Genomic DNA, 19,276 nt, shown 5'->3' with positions numbered 1-19,276 from the left:
TTATACGGTTACATGATGTAACCGTGATCATACAGATATGTGGTGTCAAGGCCATAGCACCGCCAGATCGGCGCGGAACCGCTAGGAGAGAGCGGATGCGCAGCAATCGTTACAAGACCCGCCACGAAACCATCAATGTCGACGGCCTCGACATCTTCTACCGTCATGCCGGCGATCCCGGCAGACCGGCAATCCTGCTGCTGCACGGATATCCGACTTCGTCGCACGTCTATCGCAATGTCATCGAACCGCTGGCGGAGACAGCCTATGTAGTGGCGCCGGATCTGCCCGGTTTCGGCTTTTCGTCTGCCCCTTCCATCGATACCTATGACTACACGTTCGAGAACCTGGCCAACACGATCGAAGCCTTCATCGAGGCCCTCGGCCTCCAGCGATTCTTCCTTTACATCACTGACTTCGGCACGCCCGTCGGCTATCATCTCGCCACACGGCGGCCGGATCGAATCCTCGGCCTGATCGCGCAGGACAGCAATGCCCATGACGAAGGGCTGGGACCGGAATGGGACGCGCCGAAGGCGTTCTTCGCCGAACCGACTGAAGAAAACCGCGCCAAACTGCCGGACTGGATGAATTTCGAGGGGACCCGAAACCAATATATCGGCGGTCTCCCCGAGCGTCTGAAGGTGTTGTTTCCGCCCGAGGGTTGGTATCTCGATACGGAGCGCCTGGCGAGGCCCGGCAACACCGACATTCAGTTCGCAATCTTCACCGACTATGGCTCGCACATCGCGCGCTTCCCGGCCATCCAGGCCTATCTCCGCGACCAACAGCCAGCATGCCTTGTGCTGTGGGACGGCACGACGCCTTCTTCGCGCTGGACGAGATCATGGCCTACAGCCGCGACCTAGATGCAGTCGAAATCCATGTCTTTGAGAGCGGACACATGCTTCTCGAAACGCATCATCGCCAATGCGCGGCTCTCATCACTCACTTCATGCACGAGGTGGAGGCTGGGGTATTTCGCGATCCTGCAGGGCGCTGACAATCGGCGCTCAAACCGCCACTTCGATGGGCTCGGCAAGCTTGGGATTAGCCCGCGCGGCGATCAGGCAGCCGGCAACGATCAGGCACGCTCCCGTCAAGGTGGTCCAGGTCGCCTCCTCACCGAAGAAGAACCAGCCAAGTGCTACCGCCCAGATGAAGGCCGAGTATTCCGTCGGGATCAGATATTGCGCTTCGGCGCGGGCGTAGGACCAGCTCATCAGGAATTGCCCGGCAAGCGACAGCACCGTCACCCCGGCCAAAGGAAGCCAAAGATTGCTCGGCAGGGCGACGGCGAGCCAGGGTGCCGCGAGGCCGAGGAGGATGGCAACGCAAAGGTTCTGGAACAGCATGATCTCGATCGGCTTGGCCAACTGCGCCTGTTGCCGGGCGAGGATCAGATTGTAGCCGTAGAACACCGTCGATACGAGCACCGCTGCCGTGCCGAGCATGGCATCTTGCGAATAGTCTGCCTGCCCGAACTGGCCGGCCATGATGATGGCGACGCCGGTGATGCCGGCCAACGATGCCCAGACAGCCTGGCGCCGGATCCGCTCGCCCAGCAGCAGCGCGGCGAGAAACAGGGCAAACAAGGGCGCCACGAAGCTGAGCCCGATCGCCTCCGCGAGCGGCAGCCTGGCCAAGCCCCAGAAGAAGGATATCAGGACGACGCCGACAATCGCGGCACGCAGCGCATGCAGCCTCAGCACCGGTATGGTTGGCTTTAAGCGCGGTCCCGCCAACCAGGCCGCGCCCGCGACCACGGTCGCGACCATGCTGCGCCACAGCAAGGTGTTGTAGACGCCGACCGCGATGACCAGGATCTTCATCGCTGCATCCATCCCGGACAGCAGGAAGATCGCCAGGGCGCATACGAGCACCGGGATCATTGGGGAAACGGCGCCGGTCAGGCTGGATGTCTTCACGGCTTCACTCATGTGACGGATTGCAGCCGGATATATCAGGGCAAAAGGGCGCGACCAGATGGCAGCCCCGTCGATGTAGCAGTCCAACCCCGATCGACGTCGTGTTCGCGACTATCGATATCAGGGTATCAGCACCACCTTCCCGGTCGACCGGCGTTCGTCCAGCAATCGGTGCGCTTCGCCGGCCTGGTCGAGCGGGAATCGGCCGCCGATCGTGACCTGCAGCCGGCCGTTTGCCGCCATTTGGAACAGCTCGGACAGGCTGGCTTTCAGCACATCGTCAGACAGCAGCGGCAGCAGCGCGAAACCCCTGAGTGACTGATTGCGGCCGATCATCGCCTCCAGATCGGAGGCAGCGAGGCCAAAGCGCCCGAGCGCCGCAAACACCAGTTCGCCGCCAGGCGCCAAGGCCTCAAGCAAGGCAGCGGTCAGCGCACCGCCGACTGTGTCGTAGATGACGTTGGCACCCTCCCCGCCCGTGAGGTCGCGGACGCGAGCGGGCCAGTCCGGCTTGGTATAGTCGACTGCGGCATCGGCGCCGAGCGACAGGGCCAGATCCAGCTTTGCCTTGCCGCCTGAGGTCGCGATCACCCGGCGTGCGCCCTTCAGCCCGGCCAGTTGGACAAGCAGCGTTCCCACACCGCCCGATGCGGCCGGCGCCAGCACTGCCTTGCCATCAGGAGGGCTTTGGCGAAGCAGATGAAGTGCCGTCAGCCCCTGCACCATGAGCGCCGTCGCAGCCTCGAACGACAGCGAATCCGGCAGCGGCACGACGAGATCGGCTGACATCGTCACCTGCTCCGCATAGCCGCTGTGGGGACGCTGCGAGATGAACAGCGGCGCGGCCACGCGGCGACCCAGCAATTGTGCATCCACGCCTTGCCCGACGGCCTCGACGACACCCGCCGCCTCGACGCCCGGGATCATCGGCAGTTGCGGCGTCACCGCGTAGCGGTTCACGCGCATCAGCACTTCAAAGAAGTTGATCCCGGCGGCATGGACACGGATCAGCACCTCGCCGGCCCGCGGCACAGGCGCCGGCAGATCGACCGCCTCCAGCACCTCGGGACCACCGAAGCGGTTGAGTTGAATGGCTTTCATGGCAAACTCCGATCGCACTGGCATCGGCAGCGGTTTGCCACTATCTGCGGAACCTCGACTACACACTCATTTGTCCCCTGCTGACCAGGAGGTGACCATGGCTGCACTGATCAAAAGACTGCCTATGCTGCCGGCGGAACGGGCGCTGAAAGTGATCGCGGGCCGCTGGAAGGCGGTCATCCTCTACCATCTCTTCGATGGTCCCCGGCGACTGTCGGCACTCAAGGCGCTGATGCCGGGCATCACCCAGAAAGTGCTGATCCAGCAGCTGCGCGAAATGGAAGAGCACGGCCTCGTCAGCCGCGAGATCTTCGCCGAAGTGCCCTCGCGCGTCGAATACTCGGCGACGCGCCTCGGCCTCAGCCTCGAGCCGATCCTGCTGGCGCTCTGCCAATGGGGCCAGCACCACGCCGACGAGTTGAACGAGACGGACCGCCTCGCCGACTGCATCATCCGGCCACGGCAGGCGATGCACGCACCCATGGCATAGATCGAATTGACGGGGCGGGTTGCCGACACGGGCTGGCCCGTCGCAGGTTGTCGATTGTCTACAGACGGATCGGAAAAAATGCACCGCATAGCTTCAGGCGACCTTTATCAGACCTACGATCTTGGTGACTTGCGCATCACCTCCTTGCGCGATGGCTACGTCGACATGCCGATCGGACGGATTCGGCAACCCGGCGACAAGCCTTTTGGCGATGAATTGCCGCAACAAGTCGCTTTGGTCGGTGGTCAACTCAGGCTTTTCGTCAATGCCTTTGCGATTGACGATGGAAACGGGATCATCTTGATCGATACCGGCGCCTCGAACGCCTGGCATCCAACCATGGGCCGACTTCCCGAGGCGCTGGACGAAGCTGGCATCGATGCCGGACGAGTCCGGACCGTCTGCTTCACCCACACGCATCTCGACCACATCCATGGTCTTGTGCTTGCCGACGGCCTGGACGCTTTCCCGCGCCTGGCGCGCTTGCTCGTTCCCAGGGAAGAACTCGGCTTTTTTCGCGCCGAAGCGCGGCTCGAACGATTTCACGGCATGGCGGAACCATTCGAAGCCGGAGACCGTATCGGGACACATGTCGACGTTGTCGACGCTCATGGCCATGAAGCGGGACACAGCTGCTTTCGTGTTTCTGGCGGCGGCGAACGCATTTTGATTTGGGGCGACACCGTTCACGTCCCATCGCTTCAGTTCGATCGACCTGAGGTGACCTGGGAATTCGATGCCGATCAGGACCAGGCGCGCGAAAGCCGGTTGCGGTTGCTGGCGCTTGCTGCCGACGATCATTGTTTCGTTGCCGGCGCGCATCTGGATTCGCCCGGTGTTGGCCGCGTCGTCCGATCCGGCGCCAGCTTCCGATTCGAGCCGCTATAATTGAAAAAGGGCGGCGCAAGCGCCGCCCCGGTTCCTTGGGAGGATAATTCGAACCGGCGCTCAGGCCGCCTTGACTTCCTCGGCGACGGCGTCGGCCTGACGCGCTGCCTTGAGAACCTTGGCCCACCACGCAACATCGTTGACCAGCGCCGTGGCGGCCTGGTTCAGATGCTCTAGGTCTTCCAGCTTCTTCTCGCCCTGGCGCACGGCAAGGAAATCGCCCCAGGCGATATGGACGGCCGACTTGACCGGCGCCATCTGCAATTCGACGGCATACAGTCTAAGCTGTTCGACGGCACGCGAGCCGCCGACGCTGCCATAACCGACGAAGCCGGCCGGCTTCTTGTTCCATTCATTGGCGGCGTAATCGATGGCATTCTTCAGCACGGCCGTCGGGCCATGATTGTATTCGGCGGCGGTGAAGATGAAGCCGTCGAATTCGGCGACCTTCTTCTGCCAGCGCTGTGCCACTTCGTTCTGCGAAGGCGCCCAGGCGGAGGAAGCGACCTCGTCGAAGAACGGCAGCGGGAAGTCGCGCAGGTCGACGATCTCGACGTCGATGTCGGCATGCGACTTGGCGATCTTGGCGATCCACTGGGTTGGCACATCGGCGAAACGAGCGGCGCGCGTCGATCCGACGACGATGGCAATCTTGGGTTTGGACATAGGGCTCTCCTTGCACGAAGTACTGGTATCATTTGGATACCTGCGCTATATGAGATACTGCAAACGCGACGCGCAAGAAGGCACTTTTTTGTTACCGAGGCACCCACACCGCACCGAGGACTGCCGCGCCATCTCGGAAATCCTGCAGCGCGTCGGCGACAAATGGACCGTTCTGGTCGTCGGCAAGCTGGGCGACGGACCGCTGCGTTTCAACGAATTGCGCGCAGCTGTCGGCGGCATCTCGCAGAAGATGCTGACCACCACCTTGCGCGGGCTGGAGCGTGACGGCTTCGTCACCCGCACCGTGTTTCCAACCATTCCGCCGCGCGTCGATTATGAGCTGACCGAGCTTGGCCACGAGCTGCTGATCCCCGTCAGCGCACTGAGCGAATGGGCGCGCGCGAACACCCTGCGCGTCAAGGCGGCGCGCGAAAAATTCGACGGCACGCACGCCTGAAACCCTTGCGTTACAAGGGATTCAGTACGCACGCAACTTCCGGCTTGTCTAATCGGAGATTCTGTCTCGGCTGCGTGGATCGTTGCCCGAAATGCACGCGCCGTTTTGGCTGGCGGATTGCCGCTCATGCCGTCACCTGGCGGCTGCCGCTCAGGCTCCTGATGTGCGGACATCGCATCGCGCGACGGCACAGGTATCACACCGTGCCCCCCGCTCGCCGGGAGCCTTGTCGCCATGCGTGCAGGCAATGCGCGAAATGTCTTCCTTCACCTCCGCGTAAGCGGTCATGCCGAGCAGGCAGGTCGTCGCGACCAGGGCTGCCACAAGCCAACCGTTCAGCAGATGTTGACGCATTGTCTCTCCCCCGATTGCAGCAGGATCGGGCATGGAGGCAACCGTTGGATGTCGCGAAACGGGTCTGCCACACGGCCCCTGTTACAAACGGCCATGCGTGGGAGAAGACGGCTTGCGTCAGCCTTCGGCAGGAACCGCTTTCGGCTTGCCCTCGCCATCCAGCGCCACCATGACGAAATCGGCGTGCGTAACCTTTTCCATCAGGTCGGAGAGGTAGCGCTGCGCCCAGGCTTCGACCTTGAGCGTCATCGAGGTGCGGCCGACACGCTCGACATGGGTGTAGATGCACAGCGTGTCGCCGATCTTCATCGCCTTGGCGAAGGACATCTCCTTCACCGCCGCGGTGACCACGCGGCCCTTGGCGCGCTCGGCGGCGCGGATGCCGCAGGCCAGGTCCATCTGCGCCATCACCCAGCCGCCGAAAATGTCGCCCGCCGCATTGGCGTCCGAAGGCATGGCCAGAGTGCGCAACGTCAGATCGCCAAGCGGCCGTCCTTCAGCGTAGTGCACCATGCGAGAAATCCTTCGAGACCGGCTGCCCTCGATCCCGTATCGTCACGGCGCCCGAAGGTCAACGCGCCACGGCATGGCCACGGGGCTCCGAAGCTTCTCGCGATAGGAATTTTTTCTTGACTCGGTGCCCTCAGCTATGGTAGATATTTGTGCATGGTGCTGGTTTGCGCCAGTGACCCGCCGCAGAGGCGGGTTTTCGTTTAATGCACCGTCAGCCAACGCCCCGCGAAGTTTGATCAGGCCTAGAAATAGCGCCTGAGGTTCCTGCGAATGCGATCGAGCACGCTGTCCCCGGACAGGTCCGGAGAAAATTCCTTGCCTGTGATCGCCTCATAGGCCTGCACGTAGACCCGCGAGGCCTGTTCGACGATCTCGTCGGGTATTTTGGGGATCGGGTCGCTGTAGGGATCGCAGCGCGCCGAGACCCAGGAGCGGATGAAATCCTTGTCGAAGCTCTCCGGCCGGCTGCCGCCCGCGAGCGCCTGTTCGTAGCTCGCTGCGATCCAGTACCGGCTGCTGTCGGGCGTGTGGATTTCGTCGGCAAGAATGATGGTCCCGTCCTTATCGGTGCCGAATTCGTACTTCGTGTCGGCGAGGATGAGGCCGCGTTCGGCGGCACGCTGCTGGCCACGGCCGAACAGCCGCAAGGCGTAGTCCGATACCATCTCCCACTGCGCTGGCGTAAGCAGGCCCTGTTCGAGGATCTCGGCTTTGGACAGCGGTTCGTCGTGGCCACCATGCGCGGCCTTGCTGGTCGGCGTGATGATCGGCTCTGCCAGCTTCTCATTGTCGCGCAGGCCCTCCGGCAGGCGGATGCCGTACATGTCACGGTCACCGCGCTTGTAACGCGTCAGGATCGAGGTGCTGGTGGTTCCCGCCAGATAGCCACGCACGACGATCTCGACCGGCAGAATGTCGAGCCTTGTGCCGACGACGACGTTCGGGTCGGGGTATTCGAGAACATGGTTCGGGCAGATGTCGGCGGTTTCCTCGAACCAGTACCGCGCCGTCTGGGTGAGGATCTCGCCCTTGAACGGGATCGAAGTCAGGATGGTGTCGAAGGCACTGAGGCGGTCGGTGGCGATGATGATGCGCCGGCCATCCGCAAGGTCGTAATTTTCGCGGACCTTGCCGCTGTAGTGGCCCGGCAGTTCGGGAATGAACGCATCCGACAGGGTCCGCATATGATTTTCCTGCCTTCCGCAGAGTGGCCAGAGCATGATTCCGAAAAGTTGCAGACTTTTCGGAAAAAATCATGCGCCAAAATAATACCATCGCATAGGCTGTCGAGAAGGTAGATATCAAGCGCGATTGTCGGGAATCCACGCAAACCCGACCAGTTCGACGGTCGCTTTTTTCACAACTGATGCCGGATGGCGCGGCGACGCGATCAACCCGTCGCGTCTAGGCTGCAGCCAGATTTCCGGAGCCTCCCATCTCAATCATGCAGACCTATGATTTCATCATCGTCGGCTCCGGCTCGGCCGGCTCGGTCCTTGCTGACAGGCTGTCGGCCTCGGGGCGCTTCTCGGTGCTGGTGCTCGAAGCCGGCGGCACCGACCGCCGTTTCTACGTGCAGATGCCGCTCGGCTACGGCAAGACCTTCTTCGATCCTGAGGTCAACTGGAACTACAAGGCCGAGCCGGACCCCGGCCTCGCCGGCAATGCCGACCACTGGCCGCGCGGCAAGCTGCTCGGCGGTTCGAGTTCGATCAACGCCATGGTCTGGATCAGGGGCGCGCGCGAGGATTTCGACGCTTGGGCCGCTGCCGGCAATCCCGGCTGGGGTTATGATGACCTCTTGCCCGCCTTCAAGGCGATCGAGGACAACCAGGCCGGCGGCAACGCATGGCGCGGCGTCGGCGGCCCGCTGCATGTCACCGACTGTTCGGACGCCGTCCACCCGCTGACCAGGCGGTATCTCGCCGCCGGCCAGCAGGCCGGCCTGCCGCTCAACCCGGATTTCAACGGCGCTGCCCAGGAAGGCGTCGGCGTCTATCAGATCTCGACCCGCAACGGCCGCCGCATGTCGGCGGCGCGCGCCTTCCTGCGCCCGGCAATGAAGCGCGCCAACGTCCGCGTCGAGATGAAGGCGCTGGCGACAAAAATCCTGTTCGAGGGCAAGCGTGCCGTTGGCGTCGAATACCAGCAGAACGGCGAGACGAAGACAGCGCGCGCCGGCCGCGAAATCATCTTGTCGGGCGGCTCGGTCAACTCGCCGCAATTGCTGCAGCTGTCCGGCGTCGGCCCATCCGCCCTGCTCAAAGGCGTGGGCATCCCGATCGTCCAAGCCAACGAGAATGTCGGCGCGCATCTGCAGGATCATGTCGGCATCAACTACACCTTCAAGGGCAAGCTGCCGACGCTCAACCAGACGCTGCGTCCCTGGTGGGGCAAGCTGCTGGTCGGCATGCAATATATCCTCACCCGTTCGGGCCCGCTGTCGCTGTCGATGAACAATGCCGGCGGCTTCTTCCGCACCGACCCGGCGGCGACGCGGCCCAACATGCAGCTCTATTTCCAGGCGTTCTCGACCGTCATTCCCAAAAGCGGCGAGCGCCCGATCCTCACGCCGGATCCATGGCCGGGCTTTTCCATCGGCCTATCCAACTGCCGCCCGTCGAGCCGTGGCGAGATCATGATCCGCTCCAGCAACCCGCGCGACTACCCCAAAATAACAGCCAATGCCTACTCCACCAATGCCGATGTCGAGGAGATGCTGGCGGCGGTGAAATTCGTGCGCAAGATCGCCTCGATGCCCGCCATGGCCGAGATCATCGAGGAAGAGGTCCTGCCCGGACCGTCGATCACCTCCGATGCCGATCTGGTCCAGGATTTCAGGAAGCGCTCGGGCACCGTCTATCATCCGGTCTCGACCTGCCGCATGGGATCTGATCCCGCGCGCGCCGTCGTCGACCCGCGTCTCAGGGTGCATGGTCTCGAAGGTTTGCGCGTCATCGATGCCTCGATCTTTCCCGACAACATCACCGGCAACACCAACGCCGCCTCGATCATGACCGGTTGGAAGGGCGCCGAACTGGTTCTGGAGGACCAAGAATGAAGATCACCGACGTCAAGACCTGGGTTGTCGGCAACCCGCCGCCCGGCATCGGCGGCAAGTATTTCATCTTCGTCAAGCTGACCACCGATGGCGGCGTGGTCGGCTATGGCGAGGCCTACAACGCCACCTTCTCCGCCCATGTCACGGCGAAGATGGTCGAGGACATGGCCGAGCGCTATCTCGTCGGCCGCGACCCGCACGACATCGAAAACTTCTTCCGCCGCGCCTATTCGTCTGGCTTCACTCAGCGCCCCGATGTGTCGGGCATGGGCTGCTTCTCCGCGCTGGAAATGGCCTGCTGGGACATCATCGGCAAGGAAGCCAACAAGCCGGTCTACAAATTGCTCGGCGGCCAGGTGCAGGAGACGCTGCGCTCCTACACCTATCTCTACCCGCACACCGGCAGCGTCCATTCCGAGGACGCGCCCGACGGCAAGAACGTCTACAACGACCCCGATCTCGCCGCCGCCTGCGCGCTCGAATATGTCGAACAGGGCTTCAACGCCGTCAAGCTCGACCCGGCCGGTCCCTACACCGCTTTCGACGGCCATCAGCCGCGCCTCGTCGACATCGATGTCTCCACCCACATGATCAAGGCGATCCGCGAGGCGGTCGGCACCCGCGCCGACATCCTGTTCGGCACGCACGGCCAGTTCACCGCGTCGGGCGCTCTGCGCATGGCGCGCGCCATCGAACCCTATGATCCCTTGTGGTTCGAGGAGCCCGTGCCGCCTGACATGCCCGAAGTCATGGCGCAGGTCGCCCGCGGCACCTCGATCCCGATCGCCACCGGCGAGCGGCTGACGACCAAGTTCGAGTTCGCCCGCGTCATCGAGAACCGCGCCGCGACCATCCTGCAGCCGGACCTCGGCCGCTCGGGCGGCATCCTCGAAACCAAGAAGATCGCCGCCATGGCCGAGGCCTACCACATCCAGATCGCACCGCACTGCTATTGCGGACCGATCGTGGGTGCGGCCAACATCCAGCTGGCGGTGACGCTGCCCAATTTCCTCATCCTGGAATCGCTGAAGCAGTGGGACGGTTTTCACGCCATGCTGCTGAAGAAGAAGATCGAGTGGCAGGACGGCAACGTCATCCCCTCAAAGGAGCCCGGCCTCGGCGTCGAACTCGACGAAGCGGTCTGCGACGCGCACCCCTATACGGGCAAGGACCTGCATCTGCAGATGATGCAGACGCCGTTGATGCCGTGAGTGAACGCTACGCCTTCATCGGCCTTGGCCATCTCGGCGGCAACCTTGCCGTCAGCCTGATCCGCAACGGCTTTGCCGTCACCGTCTTCGACCGCGACCCCGCCGCCGTCGAGCGCCTTGTGGCGCTCGGCGCCACGGCTGCGAAGAGCGCCGCCGACGCCGCCGCGCGGGCCGGCAACGCCATCACGTGCCTGCCCTCGCCCAAGGTCAGCGAAGCGGTGCTGGCCGGCCTCGGCGGATTGCTTGAGGGCCTGCCCGAGGGCGGCAGCTGGATCGAGATGTCGACCAACGGACGCGACGAGATTCTCCGCCTCGCGGCCCTCGCCTCGGCCAGGGGCGTCGAAACACTGGAATGCCCGGTCACCGGTGGCGTGCATCTGGCGGCGGTCGGAAAAATCACCGCACTGGTCGGCGGCGATCCAGCGCTCTACGAGCGTCATCGCCCGGCCATCGAAGCGATGTGCGCGAAGTCCTTCCTGATGGGACCGGTCGGCTCGGCGGCGGTGATCAAGGTGATCACCAACATGCTGGCGTTCATCCATCTCGTCGCCGCCGGCGAAGCGCTGATGCTGGCCAAACAGGGCGGTCTTGACCTCGCCCAATCCTACCACGCCATCGTTGCGTCCTCGGGCAACAGCTTCGTCCACGAGACCGAAAGCCAACTCATTCTCAACGGCTCCTACGACATCGGCTTCACCATGGACCTGGCGCTGAAGGACCTCGGCTTCGCGCTGGCGATGGGCAGGGAATTCAGACTGCCACTCCAACTGGCGCCGCTTGTGAGTGAGATTTTTCAGATGGGCAAACAGGAATATGGCGGCAGCGCATGGTCCACCCAGATCGTTAAATTGCTCGAGGATGCCGTCGATATGGACCTGCGCGCGCCTGGTTTCCCAGCCAAGCTGGAACTCTGACGCCAGCCAAAATATCAAGCGTTTTCAGGGCGTTGGATTGATCGGCGGATTCATCTGAATCAATCTGTCAACGGCTTGATTCAGTATCTGAGCGTCAATGCACCCGGCAGGATCTCGAAGGTCGCCGGTATGCGTCCCGGCGACTCGCCGTCTACGTCGACCAGGGCGCCGTTCTTCTCGGCATCGCCGAGCGGTTCGACCACCACTTTCCTGCCGCGCAGGATGGTGATCGCTGGATGATTGCGGTGCCGGCCGCCATAGAGCAGGCGGATGTCCCAGATCAACTTCAGCTTGCCGGCGGCGCGCAGGATGACGATGTCGAACTGCCCGTCGGTCAGTTCGGCGTCCGGCGCGATCATCATGCCGCCACCGAAGAACTTTCCATTGGCCACCGCCACCAGCGCCATGCGCGCCTCGACCGGCGCACCGTCGTCGACCGTGATGCTGACATCCTGGAAGCGGTAGCGCATGAACTCGACCACGGTGCGCCACAGGAACAGCGCCTTGGCCGACATCCTGCCTTTGCGCTTGTCGGCATTGACGGCGCGGTCGGTGGCGCCGGAGAGGCCGAGGCTGGCGATGTTGATGAAGTGCCGGCTGGCCAGCGCGCCGTGATCGTCGATGTAGCAGATGCGCCCGGCATCGATCTTGCGAGCCTTGGCCTCGGCGATCCGCTTCAGCGTCGCGTCCACCTCTTTCGGCAGGCCGAGCCCGCGCGCGAAATCGATGCCGGTGCCGCACGGCAAGAGGCCGAGCTCGGTGGTCCGGCCAGTCTCCTGGAATGCCTGCAGCAGGCCGTCGGCAACTTCGCTGGCAGTGCCGTCACCGCCGGCCGCAATCACCAGATCGAAGCCGCTCGCCGCAAGATCGATCGCCAGCTTTTCGGCATCGCCTTCGGCCTGCGTCTCGCGCAGTTCGAATTCGCCGAAGTACTTTTTCAGCGAAGCGGCAACATCAGGCCAATGCCGTTTCAGCCGGCCGCCACCGGCAATCGGATTGAGAACCACCCCGACTTTCAAATACCCGCCCTCCCCGGCGCCGGACATGCAGGTCCGATCCTTTGCCGGCATTGAAGCCCGCGCCCACCGGCGGAGCAAGGGGCGCTGTCGGCTCGTACGCAAAAAAGCGGGCGGGCTGTCTAAAGCAGCCGGCGCTCGATTCCCAGGCTTGGGGCAAACGATCCCCGATAATCCCGTTATCCACAGGCCTCAGGCCATTCCCCAGGACCCTTACCCGGCATAGCTTAAACCCATCTCAGGCGGCTACCGATCATCAAGCCGAAAGGCGAAGTGAAAGGCGGATTTCCTGAGGCCCGTACGGCCCGAAGCGAGAGCAGGCTTGCCTGTTTCGAGGGACGGAGTCGAGACCTACGGGGCCGCGGAAAGCGTGCCAACGCCGACGGCGGACCGATGCTGCCATGAAGGACGGCAAAAACCTTCGATGGTGCGCAGGGCAAAGCTCGCAAGGGTGGAGACCGGCGTGGTCCCGAACGGACGCTGCTCTCGGGCGGCGGACTGGCAGGACCGTCAAAATCAAGGCCGGCAAGGCGCGACGACTTTACGGAAGTTGCTGCCGTGAACGTGTCCTGATCTGACAGGGAGGCGCTGGGAGAAATCCCGGCGCCGACTGTCTTTTCTCCCCCTCGATGCCCTTTGCCGGCGATCTTGCGAGCGCCGCTTCACCACGCGCTAAAATCGGTTAGTATCGCTGCGTCGTCAGAGTCTGTTTGCAAATGGGCTCGTAGAAGGGGGATACTTCATGACGCTCATCCAGAAGCTTGCCGTTGCCTATGCTTTCCTGTTTTTCGGCGTCGTCGCCATCGGCTATATACCGGCATTCAACGATGCCGACGGCAATCTGTTCGGCCTGTTCTCGCTGCAATGGTATGACGACCTGCTGCACGCCTTCTCCGGCGTCTGGGCGCTGGCCGCCGCCTTCATCTCGCACCGCCAGGCGGTGTTCTATTTCAAGCTGTTCGGTTCGGTCTACCTGTTCGACGGCGTGCTCGGGCTGATCACCGGTTCCGGCTGCCTCGATGCCGGCATCTTCATCAACGGCTTCCGCTCTCTCAACGACATCGAATTCCCCGCTCGCTTCTTCGCCAACCTGCCGCACATCGTCATTGGCGGCGTCGCCGTCTATGTCGGCTTCTGGTTGGCGAAGCGGATACACGCCCACTTCGCCACGGCCTGATCGGGCATGTTCCTGTTTCGCTGGCTGAAGCGCATCATCAAGACGATCCTCTGGCTGGTCGTCATCGTCATCCTCATCCCGATCGCCGGGCTGAGCTATGGCTTCCTGACGACGTCGTCGCTCGACAAGACGCCGCTGCCTGGCATTGCCGACGGCGCCCCGCCCAAAGCGCTGGCCGACAAGGTTCGCGCCGAGATACCCTTCTACCAGCGGCCGGCGGAATCGACCTTTCTCACCTATCCGGAATGGGCGATCGTCTACGCCGCGCGCGAATATGCCGGCTTCGTCGACAACGACCAGCCGAGCGGCTTCCCCTACTGGTCCTATGTCGGCCGCTTCTGGCAGGACTACGCCATGGTGATCCGCGCCAGTTCTCCCTACAAGTTCAACTACGCCAACCACCAGATGCTGGTCATCATCGGCACCAGCCACTCGATCGAGCATATCCTGCAGTGGGCCTATGAGAACACGGTCGGCCGCATCACCGAGGCCGCCGCAGGCAAGCGCACCGCCGCCGACATCTATCAGGCCAAGGTGGCGGCGGACTATGCAGGGTTTCTCGACCAGGTGCCGTGGTATCAGTTCCCCTATGCCGAAAAGCGCGCCGGCCTGTTTGCCGTGCAGCCGGCGCCGGGTGACAGTTCCTTCCGCACCAGCGAACGCAAGCTGGCGTTCGGCCTCGCCGACACCATCAAGCAGGGCTATGCCGACCTGATCAAAAAGGCCCTCGCCGCCACGATGGACCCTGCCTTGCTCGACATCCATGTCTGGGCCAAGGGGCCAGTCGGAGAAGCCACCCGCAACGAGCCAGACACGTTGCTCGAACGCGACATGGGCGCCGATGGGGCCATCTTCGTCACCCAGCGCTATCAGGTGTTCACCGAAATGATCCCGCGCCTGATCGACAAGGGCGTCTCTTTCGTCGAGATCGGCGGCAATGACGAGATCATGGCCACCGTGCTCTCCACCGACACGATCGCCGTCCCTCAAGGCATGCGCATCCTGTTCAGCTATCCGCTGCCGGCAGAGCCCGCGACGCGCCGCACCGGCATGGTCGTCGCCGTGCGAAGGCTGCACCTCGTCCTGCCGGCGCTGATCAAGTCAGGCGCCAGGCTCGAACACATCTACGATTACTGAGGCCTTTCGGCCACGCCGGGCCAGGATTATGCATTTCGAGCGCTCCGCCACGCCCATTCCACAATCGCGGCCAAATCCCGCCTTGTTCGCGCGCGAAAGAATATTTGCATGTCGCCCAAAAGCATGCCCACGGGCTCGACCGGAGGGTGGAAACCGGTTTTGAGACAACGACATGCACCTGAATGGGCTGCCGGGGGGCATCTCGAAGGGACAAGACCGTGATCAAGACCGCCCTTGTCGCCATGACCATCGTCGGCTGCGACTGCGACGCCAAGCTTTGCGAATATATCGGCGAGACGCCGGCCAAATGGTCGACCGTCGCCGAGTGCGAAGCCGCGATGAAAAGCCAGATGCTGCACGAGCGCAATTTCAACTACCCGCTCGTCTCCGGCATTTGCCGCACGAAGGGTTCGTCGTCCTCCTCGCAACTGGCCGCGACCGCATCGCGCCCGGAATTGAAGCCCGTCAGCCGAGTCGTCAGAACCGAAAGCCCGCTGCCGCCGGAATTGAGCCACCGGCCGAGCGTCTCGGTCGGTTCGCCGACGACGGCCATGGAAGCCGATGCCGCCCGGCCCGTCGCCTATGAACAGGTGGTCGATGGCGGAACCGGTGTGCTCTATCGCACCAAGAACGGCTACGCCGTGGTCAAGACCGATCTCGGCCGCACCGCCTCGGCGACCGCCGACGCCGCGAAACGCTCCGTAAACTGGCTGGCGGGATTGATGCCGAAGGGGCTGTAGTCCCGCCTGCTCTCGGTTTGACGACCGCAACATGCAAGCGCGGCATCCTATCGTCGCACCGGTTCTCCGAGATCAGGCAGGCACATAGGTCAACCTGATCACGTCATCGCCGATCAAATCGCTGGCCACAAAGCGAAGTGGCGGCCGGGGGCCGGCGAAGAATGGCTTGCCATGACCAAGCACGAACGGATGGAGGTAGAGTTGGTACGCATCGACAAGACCAAGGTCGGTCAGGCTTCGTGCCAGGTTTGGTCCAGAAACTGAAATCTCCCCGACGAGCTCAGCCTTCAACCGACCTATCACCGCCTCGACGTCGTCCCCAACAAGTGTGGCGTTGGGGCCGACCGACTTCAGCGAGCGCGACACAACCCACTTCGGTTGGCTCCGCCACGCCGCCGCGAATTCGTGCGCCTCCGCGCTCCATTCAGGACTGTCTTCGTCCCAATAACGCATGACCTCGTACATGCCGCGACCGTAAACACTGCCGCTCAAATTGCGCACTTGCTCTATCCAGTGACGAAAGATCGTCGGGCCTGACGGCATTCTCTGGTGGTCGACATAGCCGTCGAGTGACTGGTTCATTCTGAAAATGAGCTTCGCCATGCTGCAGGACCTCCAATTCAGGATCGTCAGAATAACTTGAGCCGCCGTTACGCAAAAGTGTGGACCCCAACCGAAATCCAAACCGGGACACGACCCTAGTCCCGCTGCAACTTGACTTTCAGGCTCTGCCAGAACTTGTCGATAAGCGGCTTTTCGGTCGCTGCATCCTCGCCGGCAACGCGGGTGATGAACAGCAGCCCCCGATCGGCCAGGCCGAAGCCGACGATCTCGAAATCGGCGATGTCGGTGCGTGTCTTCACCTCGGCGCGGATGCCGGTCAATTCCTTGCCGTCGGCGAGTTTGCGCGTCGTCGGCTCCTGCGTCAGCTTGGCGCCGGCCTGCACCGATTCCTTGGTCATTTCCTGCAGCATCAACTGGTTGAGCGACACCGGATTCATCGTGCCATATTCCTGCACGACGACGATCGTGCCGAGAGCCGACGCCATCAGATACTGCGTGATATCATCGCCGAGATCGGTCTTGGTCACCGAAATGCTGCTGGGGTGAACGAAGGAAAAATCACTGCCGGAAAAGGTAGCGAAGTCGTTGCGCTCGAGCATCACCTTGCTCTGCTTGCCGCCGGGCAGCGTCACATCAGCGCTCTCGCCGGGATCGATATCGACCGTCACACCGTCGATGGTCAGCTTGAAGGCCTTGAGATCCTCGGCTCCCGCAGGACCAGCGCACAGCCCGATGAGGATGAGTGCCGCGGCTGATACCTTGCGCATGAAGTCTCCTAACGTCTACGCCACCCCGCTCAGCGCCTTGATGGCACGGTAGAAGGTCGAGGAAAACAGTTCCGTAGGGTCATACTGCCGCTTCGCCGCCAGGAAGGCCGGCAGTTCAGGATAGGAGGCCAGCAACTCCCTGGCCGTATAATGCAGCTGGTAAGGCAAGAAGAAGCGGCCGCCATGCTTGATCGTCACGTCGATCAGCGCCCGCGTCAGCGCCCGCATCCTGGCATTGCCGTCGGCATCGGTCGGCTGGTTGATGTAGAGCACCAGCGAATAGGCCGGCTCCGGCGCGTAGGTCAGCGCCACATCCTCCTTGTGGACGATGCGCACCGAGGCGTTGAGCACCGGCAGCGTCTGGTTGCGCAGGATCTCGCGCGCTTCCGCGATGAATTCGACATAGGCGGCACGTGGAATAAAATATTCGTGCAGGATGTCGGTCTCTTCCATCTGATCGTTGAAGAGATAGGGCACCGAATCGTGCATCGGGTTGTTGCGGGTGACGAGACAGGCCTCGCCCTCGGCCATCGCTGAGGTGCGCGCCACCGTGCAGCTTTCGAATTTCGGCTCCAGCGTCTTTTCGGTGAACCACTTCAGTTCCTGGAACAGGCTGCCCCATTTCGCCAGGTTGATGATCACCCGCTTCAATCCGACCGATCCCGGCCCACCAATCGCTGGCTGATCGGCCGGCGGCTGCTCCGCCACCTTGTCGTAACGGTAGACGATCATGTCTTCGAGGAAATTGCCCGGCGCCGTCGACAGATGGCCGTAGAACAGGCCGATATCCTTGTTCGGCTCCAGCACCTCGGCGAAGAATTTCGGAAAATCGTCCGATCTGATGATTTCGCGCGAGGTGCGGTAGACGGCGTTGTCGACGATATCGAGCGTCGCCTCCAGCACCACGCCGAACAGGCCGTAGCCGCCGACGACGTGCCGGAACAAATCGGTGTTTTCGGTCGGCGAGCAGGTCGTCACCGAACCGTCGGCCAGCATCACCCGCATCGAGCGGATCGAACCCGCCACCGAACCCGCCTGATGGTCCATGCCATGCGCATTGACCGACAGCGAGCCGCCGACCGAGAAGATGTCGGTCGACTGCATCGCCTTCACCGCGAAGTGCGGGTGCAGAAGGTTCTGGATGTCGTGCCAGCACGCGCCCGGCTGCAAGGTCATGGTCTTCGCCGCCGCATCCACGGTCACCTTGTTGAACTTTCTGAGGTCGAGCACCAGCGCGTTGTCGTCGAAGGCATGGCCGCCCATCGAATGGCGAATGGCGGCCAGCGAGACTTTCAGGCCATTGGCACGCGCGAAGGCCAGCGCGTTGGCGACGTGCTCGTCCGCGCTGACCTCGACCACGCCGTAGACCGGCGTCATCGACAGGCCGCTGGCATCGTTGACGTCACCGCCTTTTGCCGACCAGGGCAGCGACGCATCGAAGGCCGGAGCATTGTCCAGCGGCTTCAGAGGCAGCGCGAACCCGTCAATATCGGCTATCCGTCCGGCATTCTTGGGCCCCGAAGGTCCGAGTGCCAGCCGCGCCACCGTGTTGCCGCCCCACAGCACCGCGCCGCCGACGACAGCCGCACCCAGCAGCAATCGCCGCGACAGGCGAAACCCTTTTCGTTCGTCGGCCATGAATATCCCCCGTTGGCCAAGGGATAGCGCGGCTTTTTGGCAAAAACCATAGCGATGCCGCCGGACAGCGTTCCGCCGGCCGGCCCTGGGGTCCAGCCGGGAGACCTTGGCCAGGTCGTCCGACATCGAGAGGCGACGGATGAAAATGGCCGATCCCCGGAGGGACCGGCCATGAGTGGAACAGGGTTTGAAAAATCCGGTCGGCAGGCCTGCCGACGCACGATGCTCTCGCCCTACGAGGCCTTCTTGATCGACGTCACGATGCCGGTCTTGTCATCGACAGTCACCGCCACCTTGGCGCCGACCTTCAGTTTCCCGATCGTCGCCTCCGGCGACAGCTGGTAGATCTTGCCGTCGTCGAGGGTGATCGACTTGGTCGTCGGGTCGACGGCCTGGATGGTGCCCTGAACGGTCGCGGCATAGGCGGTGCCGAGGAAGGCGAGCAGAGCGGCGGTGGTTGCGAGGGTCTTCTTCATTGGTAAGCACTCCGTGCTGTTTCACTTTTCCGGACCGCCGCCTTGGGAAACGACAGCACCGGACGGCCTGAAACTGGAACGGAAAGCTCTCCCTCCGCAAATCACGTTGGGTGAATTTTCGCAAACAATATCATGGGCTTAATTCCGACATATTGCTTACCGCCGACATCATTTCAAG

The 19,276-nt window shown here is 62.7% G+C and carries 21 protein-coding genes; 10 read left to right on the top strand and 11 right to left on the bottom strand.

The genetic code is table 11. The annotated features are described in order from the left end of the window. Positions 1 to 95: 95 nt before the first annotated feature. Positions 96 to 869, top strand: coding sequence for an alpha/beta hydrolase (locus LB558_RS29715; protein WP_224700753.1), 774 nt, complete (start codon positions 96 to 98; stop codon positions 867 to 869). A gap of 144 nt (positions 870 to 1,013) precedes the next feature. Here the strand turns inward: LB558_RS29715 and LB558_RS29710 are convergent, their stop codons facing one another. Beyond that, complete coding sequence (locus LB558_RS29710; protein ID WP_224700752.1) at positions 1,014 to 1,940, bottom strand: DMT family transporter; 927 nt, start codon at positions 1,938 to 1,940, stop codon at positions 1,014 to 1,016. Between the two features lie 108 nt (positions 1,941 to 2,048). Further along, on the bottom strand, positions 2,049 to 3,029 hold the full coding sequence (locus LB558_RS29705; protein ID WP_224700751.1) for a quinone oxidoreductase family protein: 981 nt from the start codon (positions 3,027 to 3,029) through the stop codon (positions 2,049 to 2,051). Positions 3,030 to 3,126: 97 nt separating this feature from the next. On the opposite strand from LB558_RS29705, the gene LB558_RS29700 reads away from it, so the two are divergent. Together LB558_RS29700 and LB558_RS29695 are read left to right on the top strand one after the other, a co-directional pair. Then, complete coding sequence (locus LB558_RS29700; RefSeq protein ID WP_318011679.1) at positions 3,127 to 3,519, top strand: helix-turn-helix domain-containing protein; 393 nt, start codon at positions 3,127 to 3,129, stop codon at positions 3,517 to 3,519. Positions 3,520 to 3,597: 78 nt separating this feature from the next. Further along, on the top strand, positions 3,598 to 4,407 hold the full coding sequence (locus LB558_RS29695; RefSeq protein ID WP_318011678.1) for an MBL fold metallo-hydrolase: 810 nt from the start codon (positions 3,598 to 3,600) through the stop codon (positions 4,405 to 4,407). A gap of 60 nt (positions 4,408 to 4,467) precedes the next feature. Here the strand turns inward: LB558_RS29695 and LB558_RS29690 are convergent, their stop codons facing one another. Beyond that, entirely contained in the window at positions 4,468 to 5,073 is a 606-nt protein-coding gene (locus tag LB558_RS29690; protein ID WP_023809763.1) for an NADPH-dependent FMN reductase, read from the bottom strand. Positions 5,074 to 5,161: 88 nt separating this feature from the next. Between LB558_RS29690 and LB558_RS29685 the strand changes: the two genes are divergently transcribed. After that, positions 5,162 to 5,530 (top strand): winged helix-turn-helix transcriptional regulator, encoded by a 369-nt coding sequence (locus tag LB558_RS29685; protein ID WP_224700749.1) that lies wholly within the window; start codon positions 5,162 to 5,164, stop codon positions 5,528 to 5,530. A gap of 150 nt (positions 5,531 to 5,680) precedes the next feature. Here the strand turns inward: LB558_RS29685 and LB558_RS29680 are convergent, their stop codons facing one another. The 3 genes from LB558_RS29680 to LB558_RS29670 all read right to left on the bottom strand — a co-directional run bounded on the left by LB558_RS29680 (position 5,681) and on the right by LB558_RS29670 (position 7,581). Continuing rightward, the gene (locus LB558_RS29680; protein WP_224700748.1) at positions 5,681 to 5,884 is read right to left on the bottom strand and encodes a hypothetical protein; all 204 of its coding nucleotides are present in this window, start codon (positions 5,882 to 5,884) and stop codon (positions 5,681 to 5,683) included. 117 nt (positions 5,885 to 6,001) lie between these two features. Then, positions 6,002 to 6,397: an acyl-CoA thioesterase gene (locus LB558_RS29675; RefSeq protein WP_024504171.1), complete on the bottom strand. Its 396-nt coding sequence runs from the start codon at positions 6,395 to 6,397 to the stop codon at positions 6,002 to 6,004. A 242-nt stretch (positions 6,398 to 6,639) separates the two neighbouring features. Continuing rightward, positions 6,640 to 7,581: a phosphoribosylaminoimidazolesuccinocarboxamide synthase gene (locus LB558_RS29670; RefSeq protein ID WP_224700747.1), complete on the bottom strand. Its 942-nt coding sequence runs from the start codon at positions 7,579 to 7,581 to the stop codon at positions 6,640 to 6,642. A 260-nt stretch (positions 7,582 to 7,841) separates the two neighbouring features. On the opposite strand from LB558_RS29670, the gene LB558_RS29665 reads away from it, so the two are divergent. From LB558_RS29665 to LB558_RS29655, 3 genes are read left to right on the top strand one after another with little or no spacing between them, the layout of a single operon-like run. Continuing rightward, on the top strand, positions 7,842 to 9,458 hold the full coding sequence (locus LB558_RS29665) for a GMC family oxidoreductase (RefSeq protein WP_224700746.1): 1,617 nt from the start codon (positions 7,842 to 7,844) through the stop codon (positions 9,456 to 9,458). Next, a complete protein-coding gene (locus tag LB558_RS29660; RefSeq protein WP_224700745.1) occupies positions 9,455 to 10,669 on the top strand; it encodes a mandelate racemase/muconate lactonizing enzyme family protein in 1,215 nt (404 codons plus the stop codon). Before LB558_RS29665 ends, LB558_RS29660 begins: the two co-directional genes overlap by 4 nt. Then, complete coding sequence (locus LB558_RS29655) at positions 10,666 to 11,583, top strand: NAD(P)-dependent oxidoreductase (protein WP_224700744.1); 918 nt, start codon at positions 10,666 to 10,668, stop codon at positions 11,581 to 11,583. Before LB558_RS29660 ends, LB558_RS29655 begins: the two co-directional genes overlap by 4 nt. Before the next feature lie 80 nt (positions 11,584 to 11,663). Here the strand turns inward: LB558_RS29655 and LB558_RS29650 are convergent, their stop codons facing one another. Beyond that, positions 11,664 to 12,602 carry a diacylglycerol kinase family lipid kinase gene (locus LB558_RS29650; protein ID WP_318011680.1) on the bottom strand — a complete coding sequence of 313 codons (939 nt, stop codon included), beginning with the start codon at positions 12,600 to 12,602 and terminating at the stop codon, positions 11,664 to 11,666. Positions 12,603 to 13,341: 739 nt separating this feature from the next. Between LB558_RS29650 and LB558_RS29645 the strand changes: the two genes are divergently transcribed. The 3 genes from LB558_RS29645 to LB558_RS29635 all read left to right on the top strand — a co-directional run bounded on the left by LB558_RS29645 (position 13,342) and on the right by LB558_RS29635 (position 15,653). Next, entirely contained in the window at positions 13,342 to 13,776 is a 435-nt protein-coding gene (locus tag LB558_RS29645) for a DUF4383 domain-containing protein (RefSeq protein WP_224700742.1), read from the top strand. A gap of 6 nt (positions 13,777 to 13,782) precedes the next feature. Next, positions 13,783 to 14,913, top strand: coding sequence for a hypothetical protein (locus LB558_RS29640; RefSeq protein ID WP_224700741.1), 1,131 nt, complete (start codon positions 13,783 to 13,785; stop codon positions 14,911 to 14,913). A gap of 218 nt (positions 14,914 to 15,131) precedes the next feature. Beyond that, positions 15,132 to 15,653, top strand: coding sequence for a hypothetical protein (locus tag LB558_RS29635; RefSeq protein WP_224700740.1), 522 nt, complete (start codon positions 15,132 to 15,134; stop codon positions 15,651 to 15,653). 72 nt (positions 15,654 to 15,725) lie between these two features. Here the strand turns inward: LB558_RS29635 and LB558_RS29630 are convergent, their stop codons facing one another. From LB558_RS29630 to LB558_RS29615, 4 genes are all read right to left on the bottom strand, one after another. Next, positions 15,726 to 16,256 (bottom strand): dihydrofolate reductase family protein, encoded by a 531-nt coding sequence (locus tag LB558_RS29630; RefSeq protein WP_224700739.1) that lies wholly within the window; start codon positions 16,254 to 16,256, stop codon positions 15,726 to 15,728. A gap of 95 nt (positions 16,257 to 16,351) precedes the next feature. Further along, entirely contained in the window at positions 16,352 to 16,984 is a 633-nt protein-coding gene (locus tag LB558_RS29625; RefSeq protein WP_224700738.1) for a hypothetical protein, read from the bottom strand. A gap of 15 nt (positions 16,985 to 16,999) precedes the next feature. Then, positions 17,000 to 18,622 (bottom strand): FAD-binding oxidoreductase, encoded by a 1,623-nt coding sequence (locus LB558_RS29620; protein WP_224700737.1) that lies wholly within the window; start codon positions 18,620 to 18,622, stop codon positions 17,000 to 17,002. 233 nt (positions 18,623 to 18,855) lie between these two features. Next, positions 18,856 to 19,098, bottom strand: coding sequence for a DUF1344 domain-containing protein (locus LB558_RS29615; RefSeq protein WP_013530037.1), 243 nt, complete (start codon positions 19,096 to 19,098; stop codon positions 18,856 to 18,858). Positions 19,099 to 19,276: the final 178 nt, after the last annotated feature.

The sequence above is a fragment of the Mesorhizobium sp. CO1-1-8 genome (assembly GCF_020164875.1).
Classification (GTDB): Bacteria; Pseudomonadota; Alphaproteobacteria; order Rhizobiales; family Rhizobiaceae; genus Mesorhizobium.
The sequence above is the reverse complement of the archived record's forward strand: the minus strand, read 5'-3'. Positions and strand labels throughout refer to the sequence as shown.